The following is a 24,693-nucleotide window of genomic DNA, read 5'->3' as shown; positions in this document are numbered from 1 at the left end:
TGAGCTAATAGACTTAGTACAATTTCATCTAAAGACATCTACGAAATGGATTTCATAAAAATATTAATTATTTCAGCAACCTATAAACAATAAATCTTATTAAAACATTGAACTATTTTGCACATTTTTGAATAAGTTTTGCACTTTTGATTTTATCTTTTTTATTCATTAGGAATTCCTGATTTGTTATTTTTTTCGCAATAGAAAATTCATTAGCTTATGCATCTTACTTATTAAATTAGTTATTAAAGTTGTTCAAACTTTTCTAGCCATTCAAATTTTTAGTTTTTACAACTTTTTATTTAGGGATGCTACTGCTCATGACTACAGCCAATTCAAAACGCTTCAAAAAAACACTGATTCTTTCTTCGGTGGTTGCGGGTGTCATGATGCTTTCAGGCTGCGGTAAAAAAGAAGCGGAAAACTTAACGCTGAATATTGGTTATCAAAAATACGGTATTTTGCCGATTGTAAAAGAACGAGGCACACTTGAAACAGCGCTTAAAGCACAAGGCGTCAATATCCGTTGGGTTGAGTTTCCTGCAGGGCCTCAACTTCTTGAAGGTCTCAATGTGGGCAGTGTGTCTTTTGGTGAAGCGGGCGAAGCACCGCCTATTTTTGCTCAAGCAGCCAATTCCAATTTAGTGTATATCGCCAATCAGCCCGCAGCACCAAAAGCTGAAGCGCTGATCGTACAAAAAGATTCAGGAATTAAAACTGTACAAGACTTAAAAGGAAAACGCGTTGCCCTGAATAAAGGTTCAAATGTTCATTACCTTCTACTCAAAGTTTTAGAAGCCAACCAACTTAAACTTGAAGATATTGAAGTGGTGTACCTTCCCCCTTCGGATGCACGAGCTGCGTTCGAACGCGGTGCGGTCGATGCTTGGGTGATTTGGGATCCGTTCTTTGCCGCAGCTGAACATCAGATTGGTGCGCGTGTGATCGCCACAGGTGACAACCTTGTCAGTAACCATCAGTTCTATCTCGCTGATCGTAAATTTGCAGAACAAAATCCGAATGTTCTCAACACTGTGGTGAATGAACTTAACTCAACCACGCAATGGGTTTCTGCCAATCAAGACGAAGCCAGCAAACTCTTAGAAAAACCAACAGGCTTATCTTTTGATGTATTGAAATCTTCGATTTCACGCATGGGTTTTGGTGTCACACCCATTTCTACACGTGTCGCGAAAGAACAACAATATGTTGCCGATGCCTTTTATCAACAAAGATTGATTCCAAATCACATCAATATTCAGGCTGCAATCCTCAGTACAGTCAGTGAAAAATAATGAGAATATTTAATATGAACACTTATAAAATTGTGGCGATCACAGGTTTAACTGCACAGACATTGGGTTTAAGTGCATGCCAAAAAACTGAGTCACAACCAGCTGGAAAAACGACGAAAGAAAGCGCGGACCAACCCATAGAAAACATTTCAATTGGTTTTCAAAAATCAGCTTTAAACCTATTGGTTACCCGTGAACAAAAGCTTCTCGAAAAAGAATTTCCAGATGCAAAAATTGAGTGGCGTGAGTTCCCTGCTGGCCCACAAATGCTTGAAGCGCTCGCTGTCGGTGCTGTGGATGTGGGTTACGTTGGAAACACACCACCTATCTTTGCTCAAGCTGCAGATAAAGATCTGAGCTATGTGGGCTATGAAGTTTATCCAGCCAATGCTTTAGGTGTGGTTTTACCCAAAAACTCTGCGATTCAAAAAATTGAAGACTTAAAGGGCAAGCGCATTGCTGTACAAAAGGGTTCAAGCGCACACGAACTTTTAGCCAAAGTTTTAGAAAAGGCAGGATTGTCATGGCAAGACATTGAACCGATTTGGTTACCGCCTGCAGATGCACGTGCAGCGCTTGATAAAGGTTCAATTGATGCATGGTCCATTTGGGATCCTTATCTCTCTGCAGTTGAATTGACTGGAAAAGTCGATGTACTCATTGATGGCACAGACTTCCCGAAGACCTATTCGTATTACATTGCCAATCCAAAATTCACAACGGCACACCCTCATGCTGTCGACAAAGTGTTGAAAAGCTTAAACGAAGCAGACACTTGGATTTTGAATAACCAAACATTAGCAATTGACCTGTATTCGACCAGTACTGGCTTAAGCAAAGAAGTCGCTCAATCGGCTCTTGATCGCCGTTTAAAGCCTTCTCCAATTCGCCCTTTAACAGCGGAAAACATTGCATCACAGCAAAAAATTGCAGACTTGTTTTATGCAGAAAAATTGATACCGAAGCAAATCAATATTCAAGATGTCGTTAAAACGGCAATTGTTAACCCTTAACTTTGACCTATTCATTTTAGACACATTGATCTCGAACAGATTCAGCAAGGACATATGACATGAAAATTTTTTGGTTTATTCCGACTCACGGTGACAGTCGATACTTAGGTACAAGCAAAGGTGCTCGCCAAGTTGATCACGCTTACATGAAACAGATTGCTGTTGCAGTAGACAACCTTGGTTATGAAGGTGTTCTGATTCCGACTGGTCGTTCTTGCGAAGATCCTTGGATCACAGCAGCAAGCCTAATCGATGCAACCAAAAACCTTAAATTCCTTGTGGCTTTACGTCCGGGCGTAACGACACCTGCTTTAGCTGCACGTATGGCTGCCACATTTGACCGTTTATCCAATGGTCGTGTGCTGTTAAACCTTGTCACAGGTGGTGATGAACAAGAGTTAAAAGGTGATGGCGTTTATGAAGATCATTCAACGCGCTATAAAACAGCAACCGAATACACCAAAATTTGGCGTGAAATTTTAACGCGTTCGCACACAGGTGAAAGCTTCTCATTCAATGGTGAGCGCTTACAAGTTGAAGATGCAAAATTACTCTATCCACCGATTCAAAAACCATACCCACCACTTTGGTTCGGTGGCTCTTCCGACGATGCCGTGGAACTTGCAACTGAACAAGTGGATACCTACTTAACTTGGGGTGAACCACCCGCAGCAGTGAAACAAAAACTTGAAAATGTTCGCGTTAAAGCAGCAGCCAAAGGTCGTACATTAAATTACGGTATTCGTTTACATGTGATTGTACGTGAAACCAATGAACAAGCGTGGGCAGCAGCGGAAGAACTGATTCAATATGTTGATGATGCAACGATTGCCGCTGCACAAGCCAAATTCAAAACCATGGATTCGATTGGTCAACGTCGCATGGCAGAGCTTCATAATGGCGATCGTACTAAACTTGAAGTTTCTCCAAACCTATGGGCAGGTGTTGGTTTAGTTCGTGGCGGTGCAGGTACTGCACTTGTCGGTGATCCACAGACCGTTGCTGATCGTATCCAAGAATATGCTGAATTGGGCATTGATACTTTTATCTTCTCGGGTTATCCGCATTTAGAAGAGTCGATCCGTTTTGCAGAATTGGTCTTCCCTCTTCTTCCACTTGAAACACGTCAAAAATTAGCCCAACCGAACTTGACTGGCCCATTTGGTGAAATCGTAGCAAATAACTACGTTGCTGATGACGCTAAGAAAGAGGTCAAAACTCAGGAGCTAGCATGACCGCGCTCACAGAGAAATCTCAAAGCAACACGATTGTGTTGAATAAAACCAAGGTGATCAAACCTCAAGGTTTGATCACTCGTGGCTCAAGACACATTGGACAACGTTTATTGCCATGGTTAGTTCCCATCTTCTTAATTGGTATTTGGCAAGTGGCGTCCATGACTGGCTTACTCGAAAGTCGTGTCCTACCTGCACCCACAGCTGTAATCACTGCGTTCTGGGAGCTTTTGGTCAGTGGCGAACTCTGGAAACATGTTCAAGTCAGTGCAGGACGAGCAATCATTGGTTTATTGATTGGTGGTGGACTGGGTTTATTGTTAGGACTGCTTAACGGTTCTTCTAAAATCGCATCAACTCTTCTCGACACCACTTTACAGATGATTCGGAATATTCCTGCACTTGCTTTAATTCCTTTAGTGATTCTGTGGTTTGGGATTGATGAAAGTGCCAAATTATTTTTGGTGGCGATTGGCGTGTTCTTTCCAATTTATATCAACACCTACCACGGGATACGATCCGTTGATCCACAACTGATTGAAATGGGTAAAAGCTACGGCCTCACCCAATGGCAGTTATATAAAGAAATTATTTTACCTGGTGCTTTAGCCTCTATTTTAGTCGGTCTCCGTTTTGCACTGGGCTTAGTGTGGGTACTGCTCATTGTTGCTGAAACCATCTCAGCTCAAGCAGGTATCGGCTATATGACCATGAATGCACGTGAATTTTTACAGACAGATGTTGTCCTTGTAGGAATCCTACTGTATGCCTTGCTCGGTAAACTGGCCGATGTACTTGCTGTTGGTTTAGAAAAATATCTATTGCGCTGGCATCCCGGCTATCAAAAATAGGAGTGGCTCATGACTGATTTAAGTGTTCAACACTATGCAAAAAACCATGACGCAAAAAACCATGCGCAAAACCAAAATCCGAATCCAAACCCAAATCCTTCTCAGAATGCAGCGACCTCGGTGAAAGATGCCCAAACCATTGGGGCAGAAATTCATATTGAACAACTGCATAAATTTTATGGCAAGGTCACTGTGCTTGAGGATTTAGACTTACATATTGCGCCGGGTGAATTTGTTGCGATTGTGGGGCGTAGCGGTTGTGGTAAAAGCACACTTCTTCGACTGATCGCTGATTTAGAGCAACCAAGTTATGGTGAAATTAAGTTTAAATCTGCACTGAATTTTCGTGAAGGCATTACCTCAGATGACATCCGCGTGATGTTTCAAGACCCACGTCTTCTTCCTTGGAAAAGCATTCTCAAAAATGTGCAATTGGGGGTCGATCAATCACAACATAGCAAAGCCCATGAGTTATTGAAAAAAGTCGGCTTAGATGAGAAAGCGGATCTGTGGCCTGCTCAGCTTTCAGGAGGGCAACGCCAACGTGCAGCTCTAGCACGTGCTTTATCGCACACACCGCGTATCCTATTGCTGGATGAACCCTTGGGTGCTCTAGATGCGCTCACGCGTTTAGATATGCAAAGCCTGATTGAACGGTTGTGGTTGGAACAAGGCTTTACCACCATTTTAGTGACCCATGATGTCAGTGAAGCTGTACAACTGGCAGATCGAATTATTCTTTTGGACAAAGGACATATTGCACATCAATTCACAGTCGATCTCCCTCGTCCACGTCAAAAAAATGCACGTTTTGCTGAGCTAGAGCAACAAGTTTTAAACGCTGTATTATCTACTTAAATTCATTGATCAATGCTCGTTTAACTCAGACGAGCATAAAAAATAATACGAACTCATCACCTCGATCTTTTTAATTCATACTTTTTTTGTCGGATTTTTTGATGGGATTAATCTATATAGGCTATCGCTTTTTTAATAAATTTAAATATTTAATCCCTAATACTATTTTTAGTATTTCATTAGTTATTGTTTATTAAAAAGTTTAGATTGATCACTAAATATCAATTTGATAACTATTCTTCACAATTAATTCTCATAATCATTTTGAAATGCGATTTCGCTTGTGCACAAATCAGACATTTTACCGTACAATTTGCAAATCCCTTTTTTTAGCTATAGATGAGATGGAACAGAAAAAAAGTACGCAAAAACGCCAACAACTTTTATCCGCAGCACTTGATGTGTTTTCTCTTTATGGATTCAGCGGTGCAAGCTTAGATGAAATTGCACAACGCGCTGATATGCATAAATCGAATATTTTCTACTACTACGAAAATAAGGAAGCATTGTACGTTGAAGTACTCACCACGGTGATGCAAAAATGGCTTGCGCCTTTACAAGTGCTAGAGCCTGATCTTGAACCTGCAGAAGCCATCACACAGTATTTGATGCAAAAGATTGAAGTGTCTCGCACTCAGCCGAAAGCATCTAAATTATTCGCGCTTGAAATCATTCAAGGTGCGCCACATATTTTGCCGATTTTAAAAGGTCCTTTAAGAAAGCTGTTTAAACGCAAATCTAAAGTGATTTTAAACTGGCAAGAGCAAGGCAAAATTTCTGACAAAATTGATGCTGAAGTTTTGATTTTAAACTTGTGGGGAATTACGCAGAACTATGCTGATTTCAGTACCCAAATCGAAATGGTGACGGGTAAAACTTTAAGCAACCGCAGCATGTATCAACGGACTATTGAACATACAGTTCATATGATGTTATACGGTATTATGCCTCGTTAATCCTTCCTCACGATCCTAGATTTTCATTCATCATTCGTATCAATATCTGTACGCACATATTGATTTGGCAGACGACCATAGCGCTCTATGGTCGCCAAACTCAGAGATACGCTCTGATTTAAAATTTGAAATGCTGATCAACAAATATTAAATGCTTTTATATAACGATAATAATTTCTGAGCGCCCAATAATAAATTTTCTTCCCAATCGAGATGAGCCGTATCGTTGGCTCCGTCGGTAATATATTTGACAGAGATGAATCGAACGCCGAGTTTCTTGCACACTTTCGCGATGGCATAGCCTTCCATATCAACTAAGTTGCAAGGCACTTTCGGTTGACCTGTTTCAAAGCTATCTCCTGTTCCACAGATACCTTTAGGCAAATCTACAAAAAAGTCTTCCAAATCAATTTCCGCAGGATGATCATGATCCATAGGCGTAACACCCACAGGAAAACCAAGCGGTGAAACGTCCATATCACGTTGTACGAACTGAGTGACTTCAATCAAAGCATGTGCATCAAAGACGGAACTGCCTGCACTTCCTAAGTTAATGAGGGTTTTACAGCCTGTTTTTTGAATGATTTCAAAGGCTTTAAATGCCGCATTAACCTTACCGATACCGCTGTAATGCACCTCGATACCAGCTTGTTCAAACAAACCTTTTGATTCATTGGGCAAGGCCATGATTAAAGCTAAATCAGACATTTACTCACTCATTGCATGTGATTTTAAAGCGCGTATTAGAAATCAAAAAAGCATTTGTCGCAATTCAATGTATTTGAAATTCAAATGTATAAACTCAAGAATAAACAGCAAAAAATTATTTTCACAGAAAAAAGCTGGGTAAAAACACAACAACAAGACGAAACTGTCAGAATATGGCAATATATAGCCCAAATTCATATTAGTCACTTAATCGCCCATGAAGCTGCTCCGTCTGAATGCTTTAGCGCCAAATTTTAAATTGCCCGAAACTGCCGTGACCATCGGCAATTTTGACGGTGTGCATTTGGGGCATCAGGCGATGGTGAGCCAGCTCAAAGATATTGCCGAGCAACAAAATCTAAAAACAGTGGTGATGATTTTTGAGCCACAGCCGCTTGAATACTTCAAAGCCTATGATGCTCCACCTCGCATTACGTCACTGCGTGAAAAAGTAGAATATTTAACTGAATTGGGCGTGGACTACATTGCGGTAGCAAAATTTGATGATGCCTTCCGTAATCTGAGTGCAGAAGAATTTGCCGACATATTAAAAGATAAACTAAATACCCAAAGCCTCGTTTTAGGTGAAGACCATCATTTCGGTAAAAACCGTCAAGGCAATAGCCAATTTTTACGAGACTATGGTTTTCATGTGACCGATCTTCAAAACGTCGAAGTCGATGGTGAACGCGTCAGCTCAACCTTGGTACGCCAAACTTTAGCTACAGGTGATTTAGAACGTGCAGCCAAACTCCTTGGTCGCCCCTATAGCATCACTGGGCGTGTCCAATACGGCGATCAAATTGGTCGAACGATTGACTTTCCTACGATTAATGTCCGCTTAAATCGACATCGTCCATGTCTAAATGGCATTTATGGCGTTGATGTGATTTGCGAAACACAATCTTTAAAAGATAAAGTGATTTCAGACAATTCCAATAAAGTTGGAGTTTCGGGTTATACCGAATCCTCCCTATTTGGTGCGGGTCATGTCGGTACTCGACCTGCGATCAAACAAGATCATCCTGAATGGCGATTAGAAGTACATTTCCCCAATGTTTCTGCTAATCTGTATGGCCTGCTTATGCGGGTGACATTCTTGAACTATTTACATGGCGAAAAGAATTATCCTTCGCTTGAAGCCTTAAAATCTGGAATTGATGATGATGTAGAGAAGCTCCTTGAGTTTCGTCAAAATCATCCCCATTTTCCATTTTAAATCCCTATTTTTTATTGTAAAACGCGTCAGTCTAATCACTGATAAATTTGGAAGACAACTTGCATGAGCGATAAGCAAACTCCTGAAAATGCTGTGGATTATAAAGCCACACTAAACCTCCCAGGTACTGAATTTGCGATGAAAGCAAATCTCGCAGTACGTGAAGCAAAATGGTTAGAAGAGTGGTATGCCGACGACATTTATCAGCAGATTCGTGCATCGCGTATTGGCAAGAAAAAATATGTGCTTCATGACGGCCCTCCATATGCCAATGGTCAAATCCATTTAGGTCATGCGGTCAACAAAGTCCTCAAAGACATCATCATCAAAAGCCGTGTAATGGACGGTTTCGATGCGCCGTATGTGCCAGGTTGGGACTGCCACGGTCTACCGATCGAACTTAAAGTCGAAGAAAAAGTCGGTAAAGTCGGTGTTAAAGTCGATGCACCTACCTTCCGTAAAGCATGCCGTGAATATGCTTACACTCAAATCGAACTTCAAAAGAAAGATTTCGTGCGTATGGGTGTGTTCGGTGATTGGGACAAACCTTATTTAACGATGAACTTCAAACAAGAAGCGGATATCGTTCGCTCTGTGGGTGAAATCGCGAAAGCAGGTCACATTGAGCCCGGTCTTAAACCCGTTAACTGGTGTTTAGACTGTGGTTCATCATTGGCTGAGGCTGAAGTTGAATACGAAGATAAAAAATCAGATGCAATTGATGTCGGCTTCACTGTTGTTGATTTAGCGGATCTTTCTGCTCGCCTAGGTGTAACCGTTACCGATCCTACAGACATCGTGATTTGGACAACTACACCTTGGACCATGCCTGCGAACCAAGCCGTTTCACTCCATGCCGATATTGAATATCAGTTGGTGAAAGCTGTCGGTGAAAATAAAGTTGCTCAAAACCTTATTCTTGCCAAAGATTTAGTTCAATCTGCAACTGAGCGTTACGGTTTCGAAAGTTTTGAAGTTATTGCTGATTTTAAGGGTGCCAAGCTTGAGTTACTTCAACTCCAACATCCTTTGATTACTGAACGCCAAGTGCCTGTGATTTTAGGTGAGCATGTCATTGCAACCAGTGGTACAGGTGCAGTACATACCGCACCAGGTCATGGTGTGGACGATTATAAAGTCGGTTTACTCTATAACTTAAAAGTTGACAATCCTGTGGGTGGCAACGGTGTTTACTTACCGACTTCACCCATCTTCCCGGGCGAACACATTTATAAAGCCAATCCAAAAATTATCACGGCATTAAGTGAAGGTGGCAAACTTTGGGCGCATGTTGCGATTAAACATAGCTACCCGCATTGCTGGCGTCATAAAACACCGATTATTTTCCGTGCGACACCGCAATGGTTTATCAGCATGGATGCAAAAGGTTTACGTCAAAAAGCATTGAATGCCATTGAAAATGACATCAGCTTTGTACCTGATTGGGGTAAAAACCGTATTCAGGCAATGATTGAAGGGCGCCCTGACTGGTGTATCTCACGTCAACGTACTTGGGGTGTGCCAATTCCATTCTTCGTGCATAAAGATACCAATGAGCTCCACCCTCGTACACCTGAATTGATTGAAGAAGTTGCTCAGTTAATTGAAAAAGAAGGGATTGATGGTTGGTATAACCGTGATGCACGCGAATTCATCGGTGATGATGCTGACAGCTATAATGCCGTTCGTGACACGTTAGACGTATGGTTCGACTCGGGCACAACTCACTTTGCAGTGCTTCGCGAACGTGAAGAATTGACAGATCCTGCTGATCTCTACCTTGAAGGTTCAGATCAACACCGTGGTTGGTTCCAATCCTCCCTGTTAACGTCGATTGCCATCAATGAACGTGCACCGTATAAAGGCTTATTGACTCACGGTTTTGTGGTGGATGAAAAAGGCCGCAAGATGTCTAAATCGTTGGGTAACATCATTACCCCGCAAGATATCATTAAAGATATGGGTGCAGATGGCTTGCGCTTCTGGATCGCATCAGCAGATTACCGCTATGAAATGACCGCAGGTAAAGAGATCTTTAGCCGTGCATCAGACGGTTATCGCCGTATTCGTAATACCCTTCGTTTCTTGCTTGCGAATCTGAATGGTTTCCAACCTGCAACCGATTGCTTAGCGATTGATGACTTGATTGCGCTTGATCAATATATCTTGCAACGTGCGACTGAAGTACAGAAAACCATTCAACAAGCCTATGAAGATATGAACTTCCATATCGTCACCAATGCTTTAACAAACTTCTGTATCAACGATTTGGGTGGTTTCTACTTAGATATCATCAAAGACCGTCAGTACACGACCAAAGCGGATTCTCAAGCACGTCGTTCTGCGCAAACTGCGTTGTACCATCTGGTTCAAGCCTTTGTTCGTTGGATGGCACCAATCTTGACCTTTACTGCGCAAGAAGCTTGGCCACTGATTCCAGGTCAAACTGAGAAATATGTATTCACCACTGAATGGTATGACATCCCTGCTGCATCAAATGCCAACGTCGTATCTGAAGCTGAATGGCAAACACTCATTTCTGTAAAATCAGCGGTGAATAAGTTCATTGAAGCTGCACGTACTGCTAAAACAGTCGGCTCAAACTTGTCTGCTAAAGTTGATCTTTGGGCAAATGATGAATTGAAAACTGTTTTAGATCGTTTAGGTGATGAATTACGTTTCGTACTAATTACATCTCAAGTCAACGTCAATGGCTTTGATGAAACACAAGGCGAAGCATCAGATCTAGATGGTTTACGTGTACAAGTCTCTGCGGCTGACGGTGAAAAATGTGCACGTTGCTGGCATGTGCTGCCTGATGTAAATACACATCATGCACATCCAGGTCTTTGTTCTCGTTGTATTATTAACCTTCCAACAGGTCAAGGTGAAGAGAGAAAGTATGCCTAATCCACACAATAAAAAGGGCTTATTCCAATTCTACCCACACAATTTGTGGTGGGTAGCTTTGTCTATAATCGCGATTATTCTCGATCAATGGACCAAATGGATTGCAACGACACATCTGAACTATGCAGATCCTGTCCCTGTACTGCCCTTTTTAAATTGGACATTACTGCATAACTACGGTGCCGCCTTTAGTTTCTTGTCCGATGCCGGTGGATGGCAACGCTATTTCTTTACTTCTCTTGCAGGGATTGTGTCGGTTATTTTTGTATTTTGGCTGGTTCGTATGCCGAAGAGCGTGACGATTTTACCTTTGGCGATCGCCCTGATTTTAGGCGGTGCTGTCGGTAATTTAATTGACCGTGTTGCTTTAGGCTATGTGGTCGATTTCATTCACGTTTATTACAATAACAGCCATTTCCCTGCATTTAATATTGCGGATAGTGCCATTACTTTAGGTACAATCTTGCTCCTTATCGATACTTTCTTCTTAGAAAAGCATCGTATTCAAGCTGCGGAAGCGCAAAAAAATGACTGATTTTATCAATCCAAATGAAGATACTCGCATTGAAGCGGGTTCTAAAGTCGATCTACACTTTTCTGTCGCGATTGAAAATGGCGTAGAAATTGACAATACCCGTAGCCGTGAAGAGCCTGTGAGCTTAGTCATGGGTGACGGTAGTTTACTCCCTGGTTTTGAAAAAGCATTGTTTGGTTTACGTGCAGGTGACCGTCGTACAGTGAGTCTCCCTCCTGAAGATGCATTTGGTCCTTGGAATCCTGAAAACGTGCAAAAGTTCGATACTATCAAGTTCGAACAACGTCCTGTTGAAGGCGAAATGATCGAGTTTGAAGATAAAGCTAAACAAAGCTTATTTGGCGTGGTGAAAACCATTGGTGATGACATCACTGAAGTGGATTTTAACCATCCTCTTGCTGGTAAGAACATTACGTTTGAAGTAGAAATCTTTAAAGTGACCCCTGCAGGTCAGCAAGGCATTAAAATTATGTAAGTCATTCTGACCTATATTGTTTAAAGCTTCTTCGGGAGCTTTTTTTTATTCAATTGTATTTGTCCTGCATTTAAATACAATAATCGAATATTTTTATACCGATAAACGTTTTAATCTCAGAGAGATAAACTCAAAAAGGATAATACATGAATATTTTTATTGTTGTGGGTAGTGTGCGTGAAGGTCGTACTGCAATTAAAGTTGCAGACTGGATTCAAAAAACCATTCAATCTTTTGAATACAGTACAGTAAAGACAGAAATTATCGATTTAAAAGAATGGGATTTACCTTTCTTTGCAGGTGCAAATCCCCCTTTAACGGGTATTTATGATCAGCCAAAGCAACAAGACTGGGCAGATAAAATTGCGCAAGGCGATGCCTTTATTTTTATCAGTCCTGAATACAACCATGGCTATAGCCCTGTGTTGAAAAATGCTTTGGATTACTTAGGTAAAGAATGGCAAGGTAAACCTGCTGGTTACGTCAGTTATGGGGGCAGCAATGGTTCGCGCTCTATTGATCAAATCCGTCAAGTGGCAACACAATTGGGCCTGATTGACTCAAATGCAGTCGTAGAAATTCGTGATATCTTCGCGCGGAACCGTAGTGAAACTTTTGAAGGCAACGAGTTTGATGCTCAAGCTTTAAAATCAGTGTTCGATAAACTCGTTCAATATGTAAGTGCTTAAATCAATCTTTGGTCAGCCTCCGTGTACGCAAATGCTTACATGAGAATCCGTCTATGACCTCTATGCTGATTGAGCTATTCACTTTATATTTAACTTATACAGAGACAGGATGTCTCAGAAAATAAAAACAACATTCAATGCAGGAAGCGATAGATTTGACAGGAGTTGAATCTGAGCAATATACGAAAAAGCCTCAACAGGATGTTGGGGCTTTTTTATTTTGTACTCATGAATAGTGCGTGAAAATAAGAGTAAGACATCCTACCTCCAATAGGCAGGATGTGCATTAAGCTCAAAGATTATTTAGCTTTAGAGAGTTCTACAATCAATCGTGTCGCTAAATACAAGCGCGGGACGATGGTATCTTTTAAAATATATTCAGCATGACTCGAATGAGCACCATCTCCTGACAGTCCCATACCTTCAATAATTGCGGCTTTAGATTTGACACCAGCAAATGCGGCATCTGTGCCACCACCAGTAGGTGTGACAGAAACTGTAAGTGGAATATTTAACTCATTTTTATAAATCGCTTGTGCTTGCTCAGCCAACTTTTTAGAGGCATCATTTGCGGCTAAAGGTGGGCGACGAACTTCAAATTTCACACTCACTTGACTATCGGACAGTTTTTTATTTTTGATTTTTTCATTCAGAGTCTTTTCAACTGCTTCAAAATCTTGCACACGTAATGCACGTACATCTGCTTGCGCAGTCGCCTGATCCGGAATGACATTACGCGTCTTTCCCGCTTCAGCAACCGTCCAGTTGAGTTTTAAACCCGTTTTTGGATCAGATAAATTTTGTAATTGAGCAATCTGGTGTGAAAGTTCTGTGAGTGCATTTACGCCAGCTTCAGGCTTTACACCTGCATGTGAAGATTTTCCTTTAATGTCTAAATATGCAGCACCGATGCCACTGGTGGCTAAACGTAGATTTCCATCCTTGCCACCGCCTTCAAATGAGAAAACAACGTCTTGATCTTGAGCAGTCTCAGTAATCAGTTTACGAGATGCAGGTGAACTGATTTCCTCGTCAGAATTCATCAAAACAGTAATTGTGCCGTAGTCTTTATAATTTAATTTTTTTAAGGTATTTAACACGTGTAGAATTGAAGCAACACCTTGTTTATCATCAATAATACCTAACCCGTAGACTTTGTCACCGTCGACTTTAAAGGGTTGGTTTTTCAGCATACCCCGTTGATAGACGGTATCCATGTGCGCAATCATCATGATCTTGCTTTTACCCTGACCCTTCAGCACAGCTTTGACTATAGGCCCCATTTTTTCAGGGGTATCATCCATCCGATAAATGTCTGTGCTGTCAATAATGCTGACTTCAGCACCCACCGTTTTCAATTGATCAGCAACAACTTTAGCGATTTGATTCAGCCCTTCGATATCTTTGCTACCAGATTCAATGTTGACCAACGTTTTTAATGTGTCTAGATAAGCCGTTTCTTCTGCCTGCACAGCGGTTTTAATTTGTTCAGGTGTAGCTGCATAGAGTGTTGCGGAGACAGATAAGCCCGATAAAAGCATTGAATATTTGAGTGCAGTTGAAATTTTCAGGTGTGGGTTTTTCAATATTTCTTTCATTAGAATCATTCCATGTTTTCTTTTTGACTTTTCAATGTCATATAAAAATCAGGAATGATCAACAAAATAATCACATTTAAATGTAATCAAAATTTAAAGCGACTCAGGGGAATGATTAGAATCACCAGAATAATTATTCTGATGATTCAGTGATTAATTTTGACCTACTGTTAAATTTTGATTGCCTATGCATTTACAGCCACAGGCTAATGGTGAATTATGCTGTGCGGCTGGTTTACCCATCACCACCATCTTATTATCCCCTGCAACAATTGTAGTCACAGTATTGTGCTTAGGACATGTCGCTTTATCTCCGACACATGCGACTGCCTTACCCTCAATAAGGAAAGCGGTATTCGCAGAAATTACTTTGCCACCGCCTGTCGTTGGTGAACCAATCGTAATATAGGGAAAAGCCATTTTGTTCTCCTTGTTATAGATATTGAGTAGACCTTATAAAACTTCAAACTCAATACGGCGGTTTTTCTTACGACCTTCAGCTGTTGCATTGTCTGCAACAGGTTTATCCGCGCCAAGACCTTCGGTACTTAAACGTGTAGGAACAATATTTTTTGAAATGAGGTATTGTTTTACTGCTTCAGCACGCTGTTGACTTAATGCTTTATTCGCTACTGGATTACCTTGACTGTCAGTATGTCCAATGATTTTGACATTTTTACCCTGAACTTTATTCAGTGCAATGACCATCTCATCAAGGATTTGTATCCCTACAGGTAATAACACTGCACTGCCAGATTCAAACTCAATGATACGATTTTTGAGTGCATTATCAATTACAGCCTGTTCAGCATGGTTTACTCCCAATTGGGCGCTAAAACGATAAGGTGCCTGAATCAATGACTGAAAAGTGGCTGTTATCGACTGAATTTCATCTGGGTTTAAAATCTTACCCGATAAATCGACCTGTGTTCCGCGAACAGATAATTTTCCTTGCGAAACTTTTTTCAAATCAGGTGTAATCACATTGGTTACAGATTCACTCCAACCATTGGGTGCTGAAACTGGACGCACTTGGATTTTATCAATCACCTGATCTTGAGGGTAAATTGTTCGAGTTTTTGCTAAAATGGCTTGTTTTGACTGCTCGTTTGGAACAACACCCTCAACGATAATATCTTTCGCAAAACCAATGCCACTGATCCCTAGACCAATACACAAACAACTCAATTGAAATGCATTCGTAATCTTATTTTTTATATTCATAATTATTCATCTATAAAAGTCTGACGGAAGATTTTCATCCCTTGATTCAGGCTGAGTTGTCTTTCGCATAAGTTTTGTTCTAGCGTCGCAAGCCCTGCATTTTGCTCTAAATAAGCGTCAATCCAACTGGCTTCAATGAGTGATACCCAATGCTCTGTTTGCATATTTTGGGTAAAAATATCGCTCAATGCTTCAATATCTGCACCTTGGAATCCGAATAAAAGGACAGGATTATCTGAATGCAGAATCCCGATTAGGACTTCAGTGTTACTTTTAGATAAGAATCTGGAAATCAAACTCACCCAAAATGCCGCAATCTCATAGCAATAGGCTGGATTGTTAATCGGCAAAATGAGAATCTTATTCATCTTTGCGGTACCACTTTTTAATACCGGCTGAAGAAGTAATCCAAGACCAATCATACTCTGAGCAAGTTCATAGACACTGACTTTCATCAATTGTGCAAATGAATGCATTGTATGATTGTCAAAAAAATGACTGGTTTCAGATGGATCTAAAATTTGAATCTCATCCGATAACTTAGCGAGTTTATCTAACAAAATATCTGGATCTCGTACCGTGCGAATTACACGGTTACGTTGGAACAGATCAATCAGTACAGGTTTATAGCTATACGGTGCATATAACAAGTTTTGGAAAGGCGAATCTACTTCTAGCAAGTGACTCAGGACCATCGGAAACTGACGACCAGAGCTATCTTCACTGGTAATCAGGTTCGCAGCCAAAAACATATTTTCTTTAGGATTCGCAATAAAGAAATCTAAAGAGGCCAAGGTTTGATAAGTTTCATTAAAATTCGGCTTTTTCATGGCCAAATCAAGGGCTTCGGTGATCCATTGATCAATGACTTGAATCAGCGAATACTGTCCTTTGCTCTTGAGAAAATCCCCTCTTGCAGGGCTCTTACCGTAATACAACGGCGTAGACTTTACGATTTGCATGGTTGATCTCCCTGTCTGATCTTTCCTTGATTCATCATGGTGTTGCACCTCCTGATGCAGGAGTATTGGCACTTGTTGCATTTTGGAGTGCTGTTGCAGTCGCAGGATTAGCAGCACCGGTTGAAGGTGCGACAGGTGCAGCTTGCGCAGAAATCACACGTACAGCCGTCTTATTGGTTGTGACTTTATCAACCAGTTGCAAGCCGTTGAAATCACGGTTCGAACCTACACTTGGATTCCCCCCTTGACCTGAGTTACCACTAATCAGACGGAAGTTCACTTTAACTGCAACTTGAGGATTTTGTGGACTAGCCCATGTCATTTGAACAACGCCATTTTGCTCCACACGTTGTGATGAATCAATGAGCTTATTGATACCGTACTCACCTGGTGCATCAAATACAGTGTGTGTCTTACCTTCCAAATCCACTGCAGTAATACGTGCACCTGGAATTGCACCTGCATTTGGCCAGACAAAGTTGACCCACTGTTGAATGCCATTTTCAAAAATCAAACGCTGACCATCAATGTCGATGGTATAAGACAATAATTGTTGGTTTGGTAATGGATAGAACTGGAAGTTTGACTGGTTTGCTGCAGCCGGTGCTGGCGCAGCTGCACCCGCAGATAATCCAGTTGCCACACCATTTAACGGTGCGACATAACGCTGGAAGTTCATCACAAATTGAGGATTTAAAATAATCCCTTGGTCTTTCCACGTTTTAGACGTCAAAGTATAACCACGACGAACCACAAATGGATCTAACGTTTCTTTCACAAAGTTGGCAATACTACCGGCTTCACCAAAGATCTGACCAATCTCTCCACTGGTCGCTTGAAGTGATGCTGAAGAGTTGAATGGTACTTTTTTACTTAAGTTTTGATTGAACGGTTGATACGCCTGCATCATCCACAGCTTATTAATCTCTTCCTGTGTGGGCACAATTAAACTTTCAAACGATTGCGTTAAAGGACTAATAAATAGCTTTTGCACAATCTTATTGTCTAGGTCATTTAGACCCACTGACAGTTTTTCATCGACTAACTTTTGCGTAACGTTTAGCACAGAAGTTTGTTCATTGATGGTTTGCTTCACCAGTGCCATTGAATTCGGACCAATGTCACCCGCATTTCTCAGATCGTTCATTTTACTACGGACTTGACTTAGACTTTCTAAGTACTCATCCAGTAATGATTTGTTCTGCTGATCGTCACGCTTACGCACCAATTGATAGAACACATTAAACTCTTTCGAGATAATGCCTTGAGTTTGGCTTGCAGCACGCTCAACAGCATTCGAAGTATCTTGACGTAATACTTTACGTTTAAACCATGCTACAAAACCTTTTTGCGGTGCAGCGAGTTCAGCTTGAACCACCGGGTTATCCCAACTGGTTTCTTTGGCTGTACGTTCGACCAATGTACGAATCGGAGAGTTTTGTGGCTCACCTAATAAATCAATGGCTTTACGCTGTTGTTCAAAATCAGAAGTTTTCGCATAGTAAACAGAACCTAAGAATTTACGCCATTCCGCGATATATTCTTTTTTATAGAGTTCCGTTAACTGTCTACGAATTTGATCTGGACTACCACTAAAGGTTAAATCATCAGACTGATTTGCATTAAGTACCCAATCTCTAGATTCTGTCGGGCTATTCGCTGCATCATCAATCGCTTTCTCAATATATTCGCTCCATGCTTTCTGTGTGAATACACCCGGCAATGCATATGAACCCAAGACCACTGAACGGTTTGCTTCACCGACGATTTGAGCTGTCGTCACTGCAGGAAAACGCGCTGCACCTCGCATCTTAATTTCGTTATACACACGATCACGTGCAGGCATACCTTTCATCACTGAAAGCAACACATTACGGCTTTGATCGACCAATTGTGCATCTGCAGATAAGGTTGGGAACTTTGGATCATTCGCCAATGTCATGCTGTAAGTCAAAATTTGTTCTGCACGCTGAATCATTTCACCACGCGGCATTTGACCACGATTGGCATCTAACCATGAACGCCAAAAACGAGTCACCTGATCACTTAAATGACTGGCTTCCATATACTGTGGATTGCTCATCATTAAGTAGGCTTTGAGTGCGTTGTAGGCATCTTGTGGACTGGTATCACTGGGTTCTAAATTCTGCTGTGATCGACCAGAGGCTTGTTGAATTTCTACATTGACATGATTCGCTTTCAACGTTGCTTCATTGGCTTTTACACGTTGTAAAAATTGCGAAATATTCTGTTGTGATGGTTCTAAAACAATTTGCTTCACGCCTTTGAGATATTCAACTTTCAGCTTTTCACGAAGCTCATTGCCTTGGTACATCCCAAAGCCAAATTTTAATGGGCGATTTTCATCAAAATCATCCAGTTGTTGTAAGCGTTGTTGTAATACTAAAAGTGCATCTAACTGTGTTGAAAGTGCTTGTCCAGAGGTCTGTTCCATTTGCACAACTTTATTTAAGTCTGCCTGAACATCTGCAATCAATTGTTGGTTATTACGATATGACCACACCCATAGACCTAAAATAATCGACATACCCAATAAAGCTGCAATAAAGGTTAAATAACGCTGACGCTTTTTGGCTGGATTAATATGCTGCTTCACTAGGTCTTTATCTTTCAAGATCACATTTGAAAATAGACCTTTTAAGAAATAACCATGGTTTTGAGAAACCGAAGTTTTAGGAATACCATGCTCACTGTTCGGAATTTTTGTTAATCGGAAGTCTTGAGCAATTTGCTCTGTCATCGGACTTTCAATCACACCTTCTTGTAACGCACTAGTAAAATAAAAACCACGGAACACAGGCTTAAACTGATATGGATTTTCTTCGAATAACGTACCAATAAAGGTCTTCAACGCAGGTTTAAGCGTTTTAAACTCAAGTGGGAAAGTCATCACACTTGGAGAAATATTTTGAGAATGACGGCGGCTTAAATGCGTGGTACTGACGCTCTTCAATCCATCATATAAAATATTATAGTGTTGCTCGAACAAATCGACCGCATTATTTGACGAATCAGGCTCATATGGCAATGTTGCCCCCCAAACCTGATCAAACTCTTCCTGCTCATAACAATCAAAAAATTCAGTAAAACCTGCAATCAAGTCCATTTTTGAAAAGACCAAATACACAGGTGCAAAAATCTCTAAACGTTCTGTTAAATCTTGAATACGTGCACGTAAATTTTTTGCTAATTTTAAAGATTTTTCAGGACTTTGACTGACCAATTCAGCAATACTGACCGTAACAATCAAGCCATTAATCGGTGCTTTAGATCGGTTCTTTTTCAATAAATCTAAAAAACCGACCCATTCTGAGTGATCTTCTGAATAGACAGAATAACGACCAGCAGTATCCAACAGCACCCCTTCTGTTGAGAAGAACCAGTCACAGTTACGCGTACCGCTTAAGCCTGAAGACACTGCACTTTTATGCGTTTCTTCAAATGGAAACTTTAAACCTGAGTTATAAATAGCAGAACTTTTACCTGCTGCTGGGTTACCAATCACCATATACCAAGGTAATTCATATAAGGCTGCATTGCCTTTTTTATCACCCAATTTTGACTTACGAATCAATTGAATTGATTCTTTCATCTGCTGGCTAACGAGTTCAAGCTCTTCTTTATCTTTCTTTTTGCCATATTCGGCTTCAGTATCTTTTTCTATTGCTTCAGCTAGCTCTTCACCTTGCTGCGCATGTTTTCGACGTTGGAATAAATAATAGATCCCATAAATAATTAAACCGACAAAATATGCGCCAAGTAAAGGCCAAAAGAATTTACTCGGAATGGTATTTTTCAACGCCATAAGTGAAACAAATATAGACAATGCGATGATTGCCTTTGGATTTGTAACGTATTGCCACAAGTAGCCTAAAATAATGTACATTTTTTTCTCGTTCTATTCTTTAATTCAAATTCGTTCATGCAGATTTGCTTATCCAGCTAAAGGCTAAACAGCTCGCTCATTCGATTGTTCTTGTTCACTCATGGCTTGAATAAAGCTCTGCGTTTGTGGCAAGTCACAGCAATACACCATTGACGTCAATTCATCTGATGCTTGCATGCCTAAGATAAATCCAAACACCTTCGCCACATGCTCTGTTTGCCCTACACTCGATTTCATATACACATAGTGATGTTGTTCAATTGGCGTTTCGGAAAAATTATGATTTAGGCCTTTCACCACTTTTAAATCAGTAACATCATCAAGCTGCATGACAAAAGGTTGCTCGTGTTGATATTGTTCAAGTTGATGAATATTAAGTTGTTCTAAAGTGTTCAATAACTTACTTTCGTTTAATGCAATTTTAATCGTTTTTACGGGTTGCAAATGATTTATTAGCACTGAATTTTTGGCGATACAACAACTTCCCACAAATTCCGACGGAAGATACTGTTCAGACATCCATGTTTTTTCATCGACTGTGTCTTGATCAATTTCTGAATCTGCAACGACAACAAAACTCACAATATCTTCTGATTTCTGGACTTGCTGTAACAAATTCATCCATTCTTTATACGATGTTTCTTTACCCCAATAATGAAGTTCCACGTGGAACTTTTGCGGAATAATACCGAGCGCAGTAAAGAAATCAGCTATTAACTCTTTTGTCGCGTCCTCATCCCAAACATGAAGTAAATCTTCTGCCAAAACCAGATGAACATCTAAACGATTTAATTTTGAAACCTGTTCAATCTTACGCTCGGTACTCTCTTCATTTTCATAGTCTGCACTCGGGTCAATCCATGCAGGATGCATACGATATTCATGTACCAACTGCCCTTCATAGAACAACGCAGACTGTTTTAGATGCTCTGCAATCGCCCACAGTGTTTCCGTATTCTGTTCAAGTTGGTGTTTAATCAAAGCTTCAATACGTTTTTGACGTTTATTGCCTTGGTCAAATTCATCTTCATCCTCTGATTCAAGCATATCGTCAATTTCTGGAATGCGATAACTCAAAATAGGTAATCCATAACCATTTAAAAGTTTTGAATCAAGTTCTGGGCTTTTGAAGTTTTTTAATTCTTCCCAGATCGCCTCATCCTCGCCCAACGCGCTTAAAGATTTACTCGAAAATACATTCAATTCAGTCCACATGATTTTTTCAGGTGGACGTTCTTGCTCTGCTTCATCTTGATCATCATTGGCACGTTGTGCATTTTGCTTCTTTTCTTGACTTTCTTGGTACCATTTTCGAATCATAAATGGCATGACAAAGAGCATCGATAAAGCGAAGGGCAATAAGCCAAAAAATAACAACATATCCTGTGTAGAAGGATCATGATTAATATCACGCCAATAGAACACTACAACTGCCGTTACAATGACAAAAACAGTGATAAACACACCTAAAATCATTTTAATCATTAAGCAGCCCCAAGTAGTGCATAACAGGTTTCATTATTATGTTCCGGTTGTTGAGGCATCAAAAAAACCCCTTGACTTAAGCCCATATCAAAATTTGATGACAAGCAAATCGGTTGAATTTCTTTTTTATCTAAAATCAATCTCACATCCACCATTAAGGTTGGACTACACCAACTCTGAATGATGCTCTTTAATTTTTGACTGCGCTTTTTATGGGGTAAAAAATCTAAGTAAGTCTTACGATCTAAGGGACCGATTTGAATTTCAATTTTCCCATCAATCTGTTTGACCACTTCACCGCAAAAAGTATTGATACCCAACAAACTCGGATTTGTACCACCGAGACTGGTTCGCTGTTCAGGTGCTAATTTAAATTTTTCTTCCACAAATTCTTCAATATGAAAATCAGTTTTAAAAATGCTACTCAACATGGTTTTTAGAGCATAGGCATTATTATTCTGTCCCTGCATTAAACCTGCAAATTCAGCAAAGTAATCATCCAATTCAATTTGCTGATGATGCTCACTGATATATCCATTTAGCGCATGTAGAATCTTTAAATAATGATTTTCTTCTTCAATCTCATAACGAATCGGTAAATTATAGGCAACACTTGACTCAGCATATTGCGCAGTCAGTTTATGGTTAAATAAACTTAGAAACTTCCGCGTTTCTTCTCTCGCTTTACGTGGAGCAAGTTTCACTTTATTGGTATAGCTATACGGTAATGCACCTTGCATACCAGTTAAACCCACCATTAGATTGGTCAGCTCAACCTTTTCTTCAACCAATTGTAAAGATTCAATTTCAGTTTTGGGAAAGTTCAACTCAACTGATGATTCAAAGCGAAAATCATTTGCCCAATACTTTAAATTTTGTTGATAAGGAACATGCCTTAGCAGTCGAATACTTTGAATAAACTCAAAGGAAGTCGGTGCTTTAAACAACTCATCAGTTACAGAAGCTTCTTGCCACCAACGTTCTGAACGCATTGGTATAACTCCTGTTGTGAGTTCACATCATAAATAATGACATCAACAAAACTGTTCATTTGAACTTTTAAATTAAACACATGACTCAGTAATTGACTAAAAATATAAAGACTGTGTCCATGGAATACTTTTGCATCGATATGCAGATGAACTTTCACACCACGAACAAACATTGGGAAGGGTTTTGCTTCAACCAACTTATTGGTCAATTCAAAATCAACTTGTTTGATCGCATCAATTAATAAATGATTTTCTTTGGTTTTAGGTAAGTTATATAGTTCTAATAATTCTTTAACATGACTCACCGCATCCCCTTTCATCAACGCTAAAGTATTTAAGGACAAATGCGAAATGATACGCCACTGCTCTTGCTGATTTTGTTTAAATTGATTCGGTAGTGTCGGACGCTTCAAGACCAAAGCACGCCGTGCCAAACTACTGTCATTCAGATTCAGGACATTATTCGACTGACTCAGTGCTTCATGGGGCAAATTTCGATTTGAACACAGCAGTTTAGTACTAATAAAATCAGATTTGGTATCAAATGGACTCAATTGCTTGGAGATGATGGAATAGCCTGTTTCCACAAATTTGCTATGCATCAGAGTCGGATTTAGCGAATAAAAAAATTGCACTTTTTCATCGTTATAATGACTCATCGCAAAGAAAGGTAAGATCGGATAAAAAACCTGATCATCACTATTTTTCTCGCGCACCATATTCATACTGAGTATTGAATACACTTGATAAAATTCTGGATGATGCGTATCTGTGAGTAATGGATACTCCATATTCTTATGGTTTATTTTTTGGGGTTCTGCACTTTTTTCAAATAGGTTAACCGCAGGTGTACAAAACAATTTAAAATTGGCAACATTCAACTCAGAATAATTTCGGATCACCACTTGATCATTCAAGTTCAATTTAAAATGAATATGAATTTCAAAACTGGTCTGTTCTTTAATCCGCCCTTTCAGGAAACCTAAATTAAGGTTGAGAAAATTATATTTTTCAGCAAAACAAAAATATTCCATCAATAAGCGATATGCATGATGCGTATGCTGATCAATCGGCAATACACTTTCCTCTTCATCAAATCCAATCACATCAAAAGGATTTTGAATGGGGAAGTTTTGAGTACCGATTTTGACTGAAAAACCTGTGGTCGTTTTAAAAATACTGTCCAAAACTTGAAGTGGGAAATTTGAAATCGCATCCAAATAAATGGGTAACTTTTCATTACCGATCCATTTATGCGCATCATTAAACAATTCAAAACCCAAGACCATCGTGGCATTTTGATTCAAATGAATATGTGCACTTGGATTGGTTTTAAACTCAAGTTTATTGAGAAGAATGGGGAGTAATTTAACTTGCTGGGTACTGTTAAACTCACACTGCACGCCTTTAAAACTCCGTGATTTCAACATCGTGTTTTTAGGAATCACATGTGCTTCAGTAAGCTGCTTCACTTTATTGACATCTTCAAAACTTACCACCGTACAACTTGGAAAATGACGGAGATACTGAGGAAACATCACCTCAAACAATGCACGAGTAAAAATATCGTAACTGTCAGCTAACTTTTTATCGACACGTGCAGCAATCAGTGAGAATGCTTGTATTAGACGCTCAATATGAGGATCGTCAATCTGCTCTTGGTTTAAGGATAGGCGTTGTGCAATCTTTGGATACTTCTGCGAAAACTCCCGCGATTGCTGACCAAATTCTTGTAGCTGCTTCTCATAATACGGTAAAAGTTCTTCTATCACTGGAGCCCC

20 protein-coding genes are annotated in these 24,693 nt (G+C 40.1%); 11 read left to right on the top strand and 9 right to left on the bottom strand.

Going from position 1 to position 24,693, the window contains the following annotated elements; all coding sequences use genetic code 11:
* Window positions 1-320: 320 nt before the first annotated feature.
* The 6 genes from AC5YCE_RS07885 to AC5YCE_RS07860 all read left to right on the top strand — a co-directional run bounded on the left by AC5YCE_RS07885 (window position 321) and on the right by AC5YCE_RS07860 (window position 6,208).
* Complete coding sequence (locus AC5YCE_RS07885; protein ID WP_496171629.1) at window positions 321-1,295, top strand: sulfonate ABC transporter substrate-binding protein; 975 nt, start codon at window positions 321-323, stop codon at window positions 1,293-1,295.
* Between the two features lie 14 nt (window positions 1,296-1,309).
* Window positions 1,310-2,308, top strand: a complete 999-nt coding sequence (locus AC5YCE_RS07880) for an aliphatic sulfonate ABC transporter substrate-binding protein (protein ID WP_496171628.1) — start codon at window positions 1,310-1,312, stop codon at window positions 2,306-2,308.
* A gap of 59 nt (window positions 2,309-2,367) precedes the next feature.
* Window positions 2,368-3,543 (top strand): FMNH2-dependent alkanesulfonate monooxygenase, encoded by a 1,176-nt coding sequence (gene ssuD, locus AC5YCE_RS07875; RefSeq protein WP_496171627.1) that lies wholly within the window; start codon window positions 2,368-2,370, stop codon window positions 3,541-3,543.
* Window positions 3,540-4,394, top strand: coding sequence for an aliphatic sulfonate ABC transporter permease SsuC (gene ssuC / locus AC5YCE_RS07870; protein ID WP_496171626.1), 855 nt, complete (start codon window positions 3,540-3,542; stop codon window positions 4,392-4,394). Before ssuD ends, ssuC begins: the two co-directional genes overlap by 4 nt.
* A 9-nt stretch (window positions 4,395-4,403) precedes the next feature.
* Window positions 4,404-5,252, top strand: a complete 849-nt coding sequence (locus tag AC5YCE_RS07865) for an ABC transporter ATP-binding protein (RefSeq protein ID WP_496125381.1) — start codon at window positions 4,404-4,406, stop codon at window positions 5,250-5,252.
* 335 nt (window positions 5,253-5,587) lie between these two features.
* Window positions 5,588-6,208 carry a TetR/AcrR family transcriptional regulator gene (locus tag AC5YCE_RS07860; RefSeq protein ID WP_496125407.1) on the top strand — a complete coding sequence of 207 codons (621 nt, stop codon included), beginning with the start codon at window positions 5,588-5,590 and terminating at the stop codon, window positions 6,206-6,208.
* 147 nt (window positions 6,209-6,355) lie between these two features.
* Here the strand turns inward: AC5YCE_RS07860 and AC5YCE_RS07855 are convergent, their stop codons facing one another.
* Window positions 6,356-6,916, bottom strand: a complete 561-nt coding sequence (locus AC5YCE_RS07855; protein WP_496125382.1) for a 5'-methylthioadenosine/S-adenosylhomocysteine nucleosidase family protein — start codon at window positions 6,914-6,916, stop codon at window positions 6,356-6,358.
* 217 nt (window positions 6,917-7,133) lie between these two features.
* Here AC5YCE_RS07855 and ribF point away from each other — a divergent pair, with 217 nt between their 5' ends.
* The 5 genes from ribF to AC5YCE_RS07830 all read left to right on the top strand — a co-directional run bounded on the left by ribF (window position 7,134) and on the right by AC5YCE_RS07830 (window position 12,744).
* Window positions 7,134-8,135, top strand: a complete 1,002-nt coding sequence (ribF, locus tag AC5YCE_RS07850; protein WP_496125383.1) for a riboflavin biosynthesis protein RibF — start codon at window positions 7,134-7,136, stop codon at window positions 8,133-8,135.
* Window positions 8,136-8,198: 63 nt separating this feature from the next.
* On the top strand, window positions 8,199-11,045 hold the full coding sequence (gene ileS, locus AC5YCE_RS07845; protein ID WP_496171625.1) for an isoleucine--tRNA ligase: 2,847 nt from the start codon (window positions 8,199-8,201) through the stop codon (window positions 11,043-11,045).
* Window positions 11,038-11,580 (top strand): signal peptidase II, encoded by a 543-nt coding sequence (lspA, locus tag AC5YCE_RS07840; RefSeq protein WP_496171624.1) that lies wholly within the window; start codon window positions 11,038-11,040, stop codon window positions 11,578-11,580. The genes ileS and lspA overlap by 8 nt, the downstream gene beginning before the upstream one ends.
* Window positions 11,573-12,055: an FKBP-type peptidyl-prolyl cis-trans isomerase gene (locus AC5YCE_RS07835; protein ID WP_496125386.1), complete on the top strand. Its 483-nt coding sequence runs from the start codon at window positions 11,573-11,575 to the stop codon at window positions 12,053-12,055. Before lspA ends, AC5YCE_RS07835 begins: the two co-directional genes overlap by 8 nt.
* 146 nt (window positions 12,056-12,201) lie before the next feature.
* Window positions 12,202-12,744, top strand: coding sequence for an NADPH-dependent FMN reductase (locus AC5YCE_RS07830; RefSeq protein WP_496171623.1), 543 nt, complete (start codon window positions 12,202-12,204; stop codon window positions 12,742-12,744).
* Between the two features lie 299 nt (window positions 12,745-13,043).
* Here AC5YCE_RS07830 and AC5YCE_RS07825 read toward each other — a convergent pair whose 3' ends face one another.
* From AC5YCE_RS07825 to tssF, 8 genes are all read right to left on the bottom strand, one after another.
* Window positions 13,044-14,342 (bottom strand): M20/M25/M40 family metallo-hydrolase, encoded by a 1,299-nt coding sequence (locus AC5YCE_RS07825; RefSeq protein ID WP_496171622.1) that lies wholly within the window; start codon window positions 14,340-14,342, stop codon window positions 13,044-13,046.
* Between the two features lie 153 nt (window positions 14,343-14,495).
* Window positions 14,496-14,762 (bottom strand): PAAR domain-containing protein, encoded by a 267-nt coding sequence (locus tag AC5YCE_RS07820; RefSeq protein ID WP_496125389.1) that lies wholly within the window; start codon window positions 14,760-14,762, stop codon window positions 14,496-14,498.
* Between the two features lie 33 nt (window positions 14,763-14,795).
* Complete coding sequence (locus AC5YCE_RS07815) at window positions 14,796-15,566, bottom strand: OmpA family protein (RefSeq protein ID WP_496125390.1); 771 nt, start codon at window positions 15,564-15,566, stop codon at window positions 14,796-14,798.
* 2 nt (window positions 15,567-15,568) lie between these two features.
* Window positions 15,569-16,528 (bottom strand): type VI secretion system-associated protein TagF, encoded by a 960-nt coding sequence (gene tagF / locus AC5YCE_RS07810; RefSeq protein ID WP_496171621.1) that lies wholly within the window; start codon window positions 16,526-16,528, stop codon window positions 15,569-15,571.
* Between the two features lie 34 nt (window positions 16,529-16,562).
* Window positions 16,563-20,435 (bottom strand): type VI secretion system membrane subunit TssM, encoded by a 3,873-nt coding sequence (tssM, locus tag AC5YCE_RS07805; RefSeq protein ID WP_496171620.1) that lies wholly within the window; start codon window positions 20,433-20,435, stop codon window positions 16,563-16,565.
* 63 nt (window positions 20,436-20,498) lie between these two features.
* Entirely contained in the window at window positions 20,499-21,920 is a 1,422-nt protein-coding gene (locus AC5YCE_RS07800; protein ID WP_496171619.1) for a hypothetical protein, read from the bottom strand.
* Window positions 21,920-22,912: a type VI secretion system baseplate subunit TssG gene (tssG, locus tag AC5YCE_RS07795; protein ID WP_496171618.1), complete on the bottom strand. Its 993-nt coding sequence runs from the start codon at window positions 22,910-22,912 to the stop codon at window positions 21,920-21,922. The genes AC5YCE_RS07800 and tssG overlap by 1 nt, the downstream gene beginning before the upstream one ends.
* Complete coding sequence (tssF, locus tag AC5YCE_RS07790) at window positions 22,876-24,684, bottom strand: type VI secretion system baseplate subunit TssF (protein WP_496125395.1); 1,809 nt, start codon at window positions 24,682-24,684, stop codon at window positions 22,876-22,878. Before tssF ends, tssG begins: the two co-directional genes overlap by 37 nt.
* Between the last annotated feature and the right edge of the window lie 9 nt (window positions 24,685-24,693).

The organism is Acinetobacter sp. CY79 (assembly GCF_059515845.1).
Note: the sequence above shows the minus strand (reverse complement) of the source record. Positions and strands in the feature narration are given on the sequence as shown.

Coding starts and splice junctions, on each gene's coding strand:
- tagF (WP_496171621.1), bottom strand. CDS start 16,528: ATGCAAATCGTAAAGTCTACGCCGTTGTATTACGGTAAGAGCCCTGCA.
- AC5YCE_RS07800 (WP_496171619.1), bottom strand. CDS start 21,920: ATGATTAAAATGATTTTAGGTGTGTTTATCACTGTTTTTGTCATTGTA.
- AC5YCE_RS07830 (WP_496171623.1), top strand. CDS start 12,202: ATGAATATTTTTATTGTTGTGGGTAGTGTGCGTGAAGGTCGTACTGCA.
- AC5YCE_RS07855 (WP_496125382.1), bottom strand. CDS start 6,916: ATGTCTGATTTAGCTTTAATCATGGCCTTGCCCAATGAATCAAAAGGT.
- AC5YCE_RS07880 (WP_496171628.1), top strand. CDS start 1,310: ATGAACACTTATAAAATTGTGGCGATCACAGGTTTAACTGCACAGACA.
- ileS (WP_496171625.1), top strand. CDS start 8,199: ATGAGCGATAAGCAAACTCCTGAAAATGCTGTGGATTATAAAGCCACA.
- tssG (WP_496171618.1), bottom strand. CDS start 22,912: ATGCGTTCAGAACGTTGGTGGCAAGAAGCTTCTGTAACTGATGAGTTG.
- AC5YCE_RS07865 (WP_496125381.1), top strand. CDS start 4,404: ATGACTGATTTAAGTGTTCAACACTATGCAAAAAACCATGACGCAAAA.
- AC5YCE_RS07885 (WP_496171629.1), top strand. CDS start 321: ATGACTACAGCCAATTCAAAACGCTTCAAAAAAACACTGATTCTTTCT.
- AC5YCE_RS07820 (WP_496125389.1), bottom strand. CDS start 14,762: ATGGCTTTTCCCTATATTACGATTGGTTCACCAACGACAGGCGGTGGC.
- tssM (WP_496171620.1), bottom strand. CDS start 20,435: ATGTACATTATTTTAGGCTACTTGTGGCAATACGTTACAAATCCAAAG.
- AC5YCE_RS07815 (WP_496125390.1), bottom strand. CDS start 15,566: ATGAATATAAAAAATAAGATTACGAATGCATTTCAATTGAGTTGTTTG.
- AC5YCE_RS07825 (WP_496171622.1), bottom strand. CDS start 14,342: ATGAAAGAAATATTGAAAAACCCACACCTGAAAATTTCAACTGCACTC.
- lspA (WP_496171624.1), top strand. CDS start 11,038: ATGCCTAATCCACACAATAAAAAGGGCTTATTCCAATTCTACCCACAC.
- ssuC (WP_496171626.1), top strand. CDS start 3,540: ATGACCGCGCTCACAGAGAAATCTCAAAGCAACACGATTGTGTTGAAT.
- ssuD (WP_496171627.1), top strand. CDS start 2,368: ATGAAAATTTTTTGGTTTATTCCGACTCACGGTGACAGTCGATACTTA.
- AC5YCE_RS07835 (WP_496125386.1), top strand. CDS start 11,573: ATGACTGATTTTATCAATCCAAATGAAGATACTCGCATTGAAGCGGGT.
- ribF (WP_496125383.1), top strand. CDS start 7,134: ATGAAGCTGCTCCGTCTGAATGCTTTAGCGCCAAATTTTAAATTGCCC.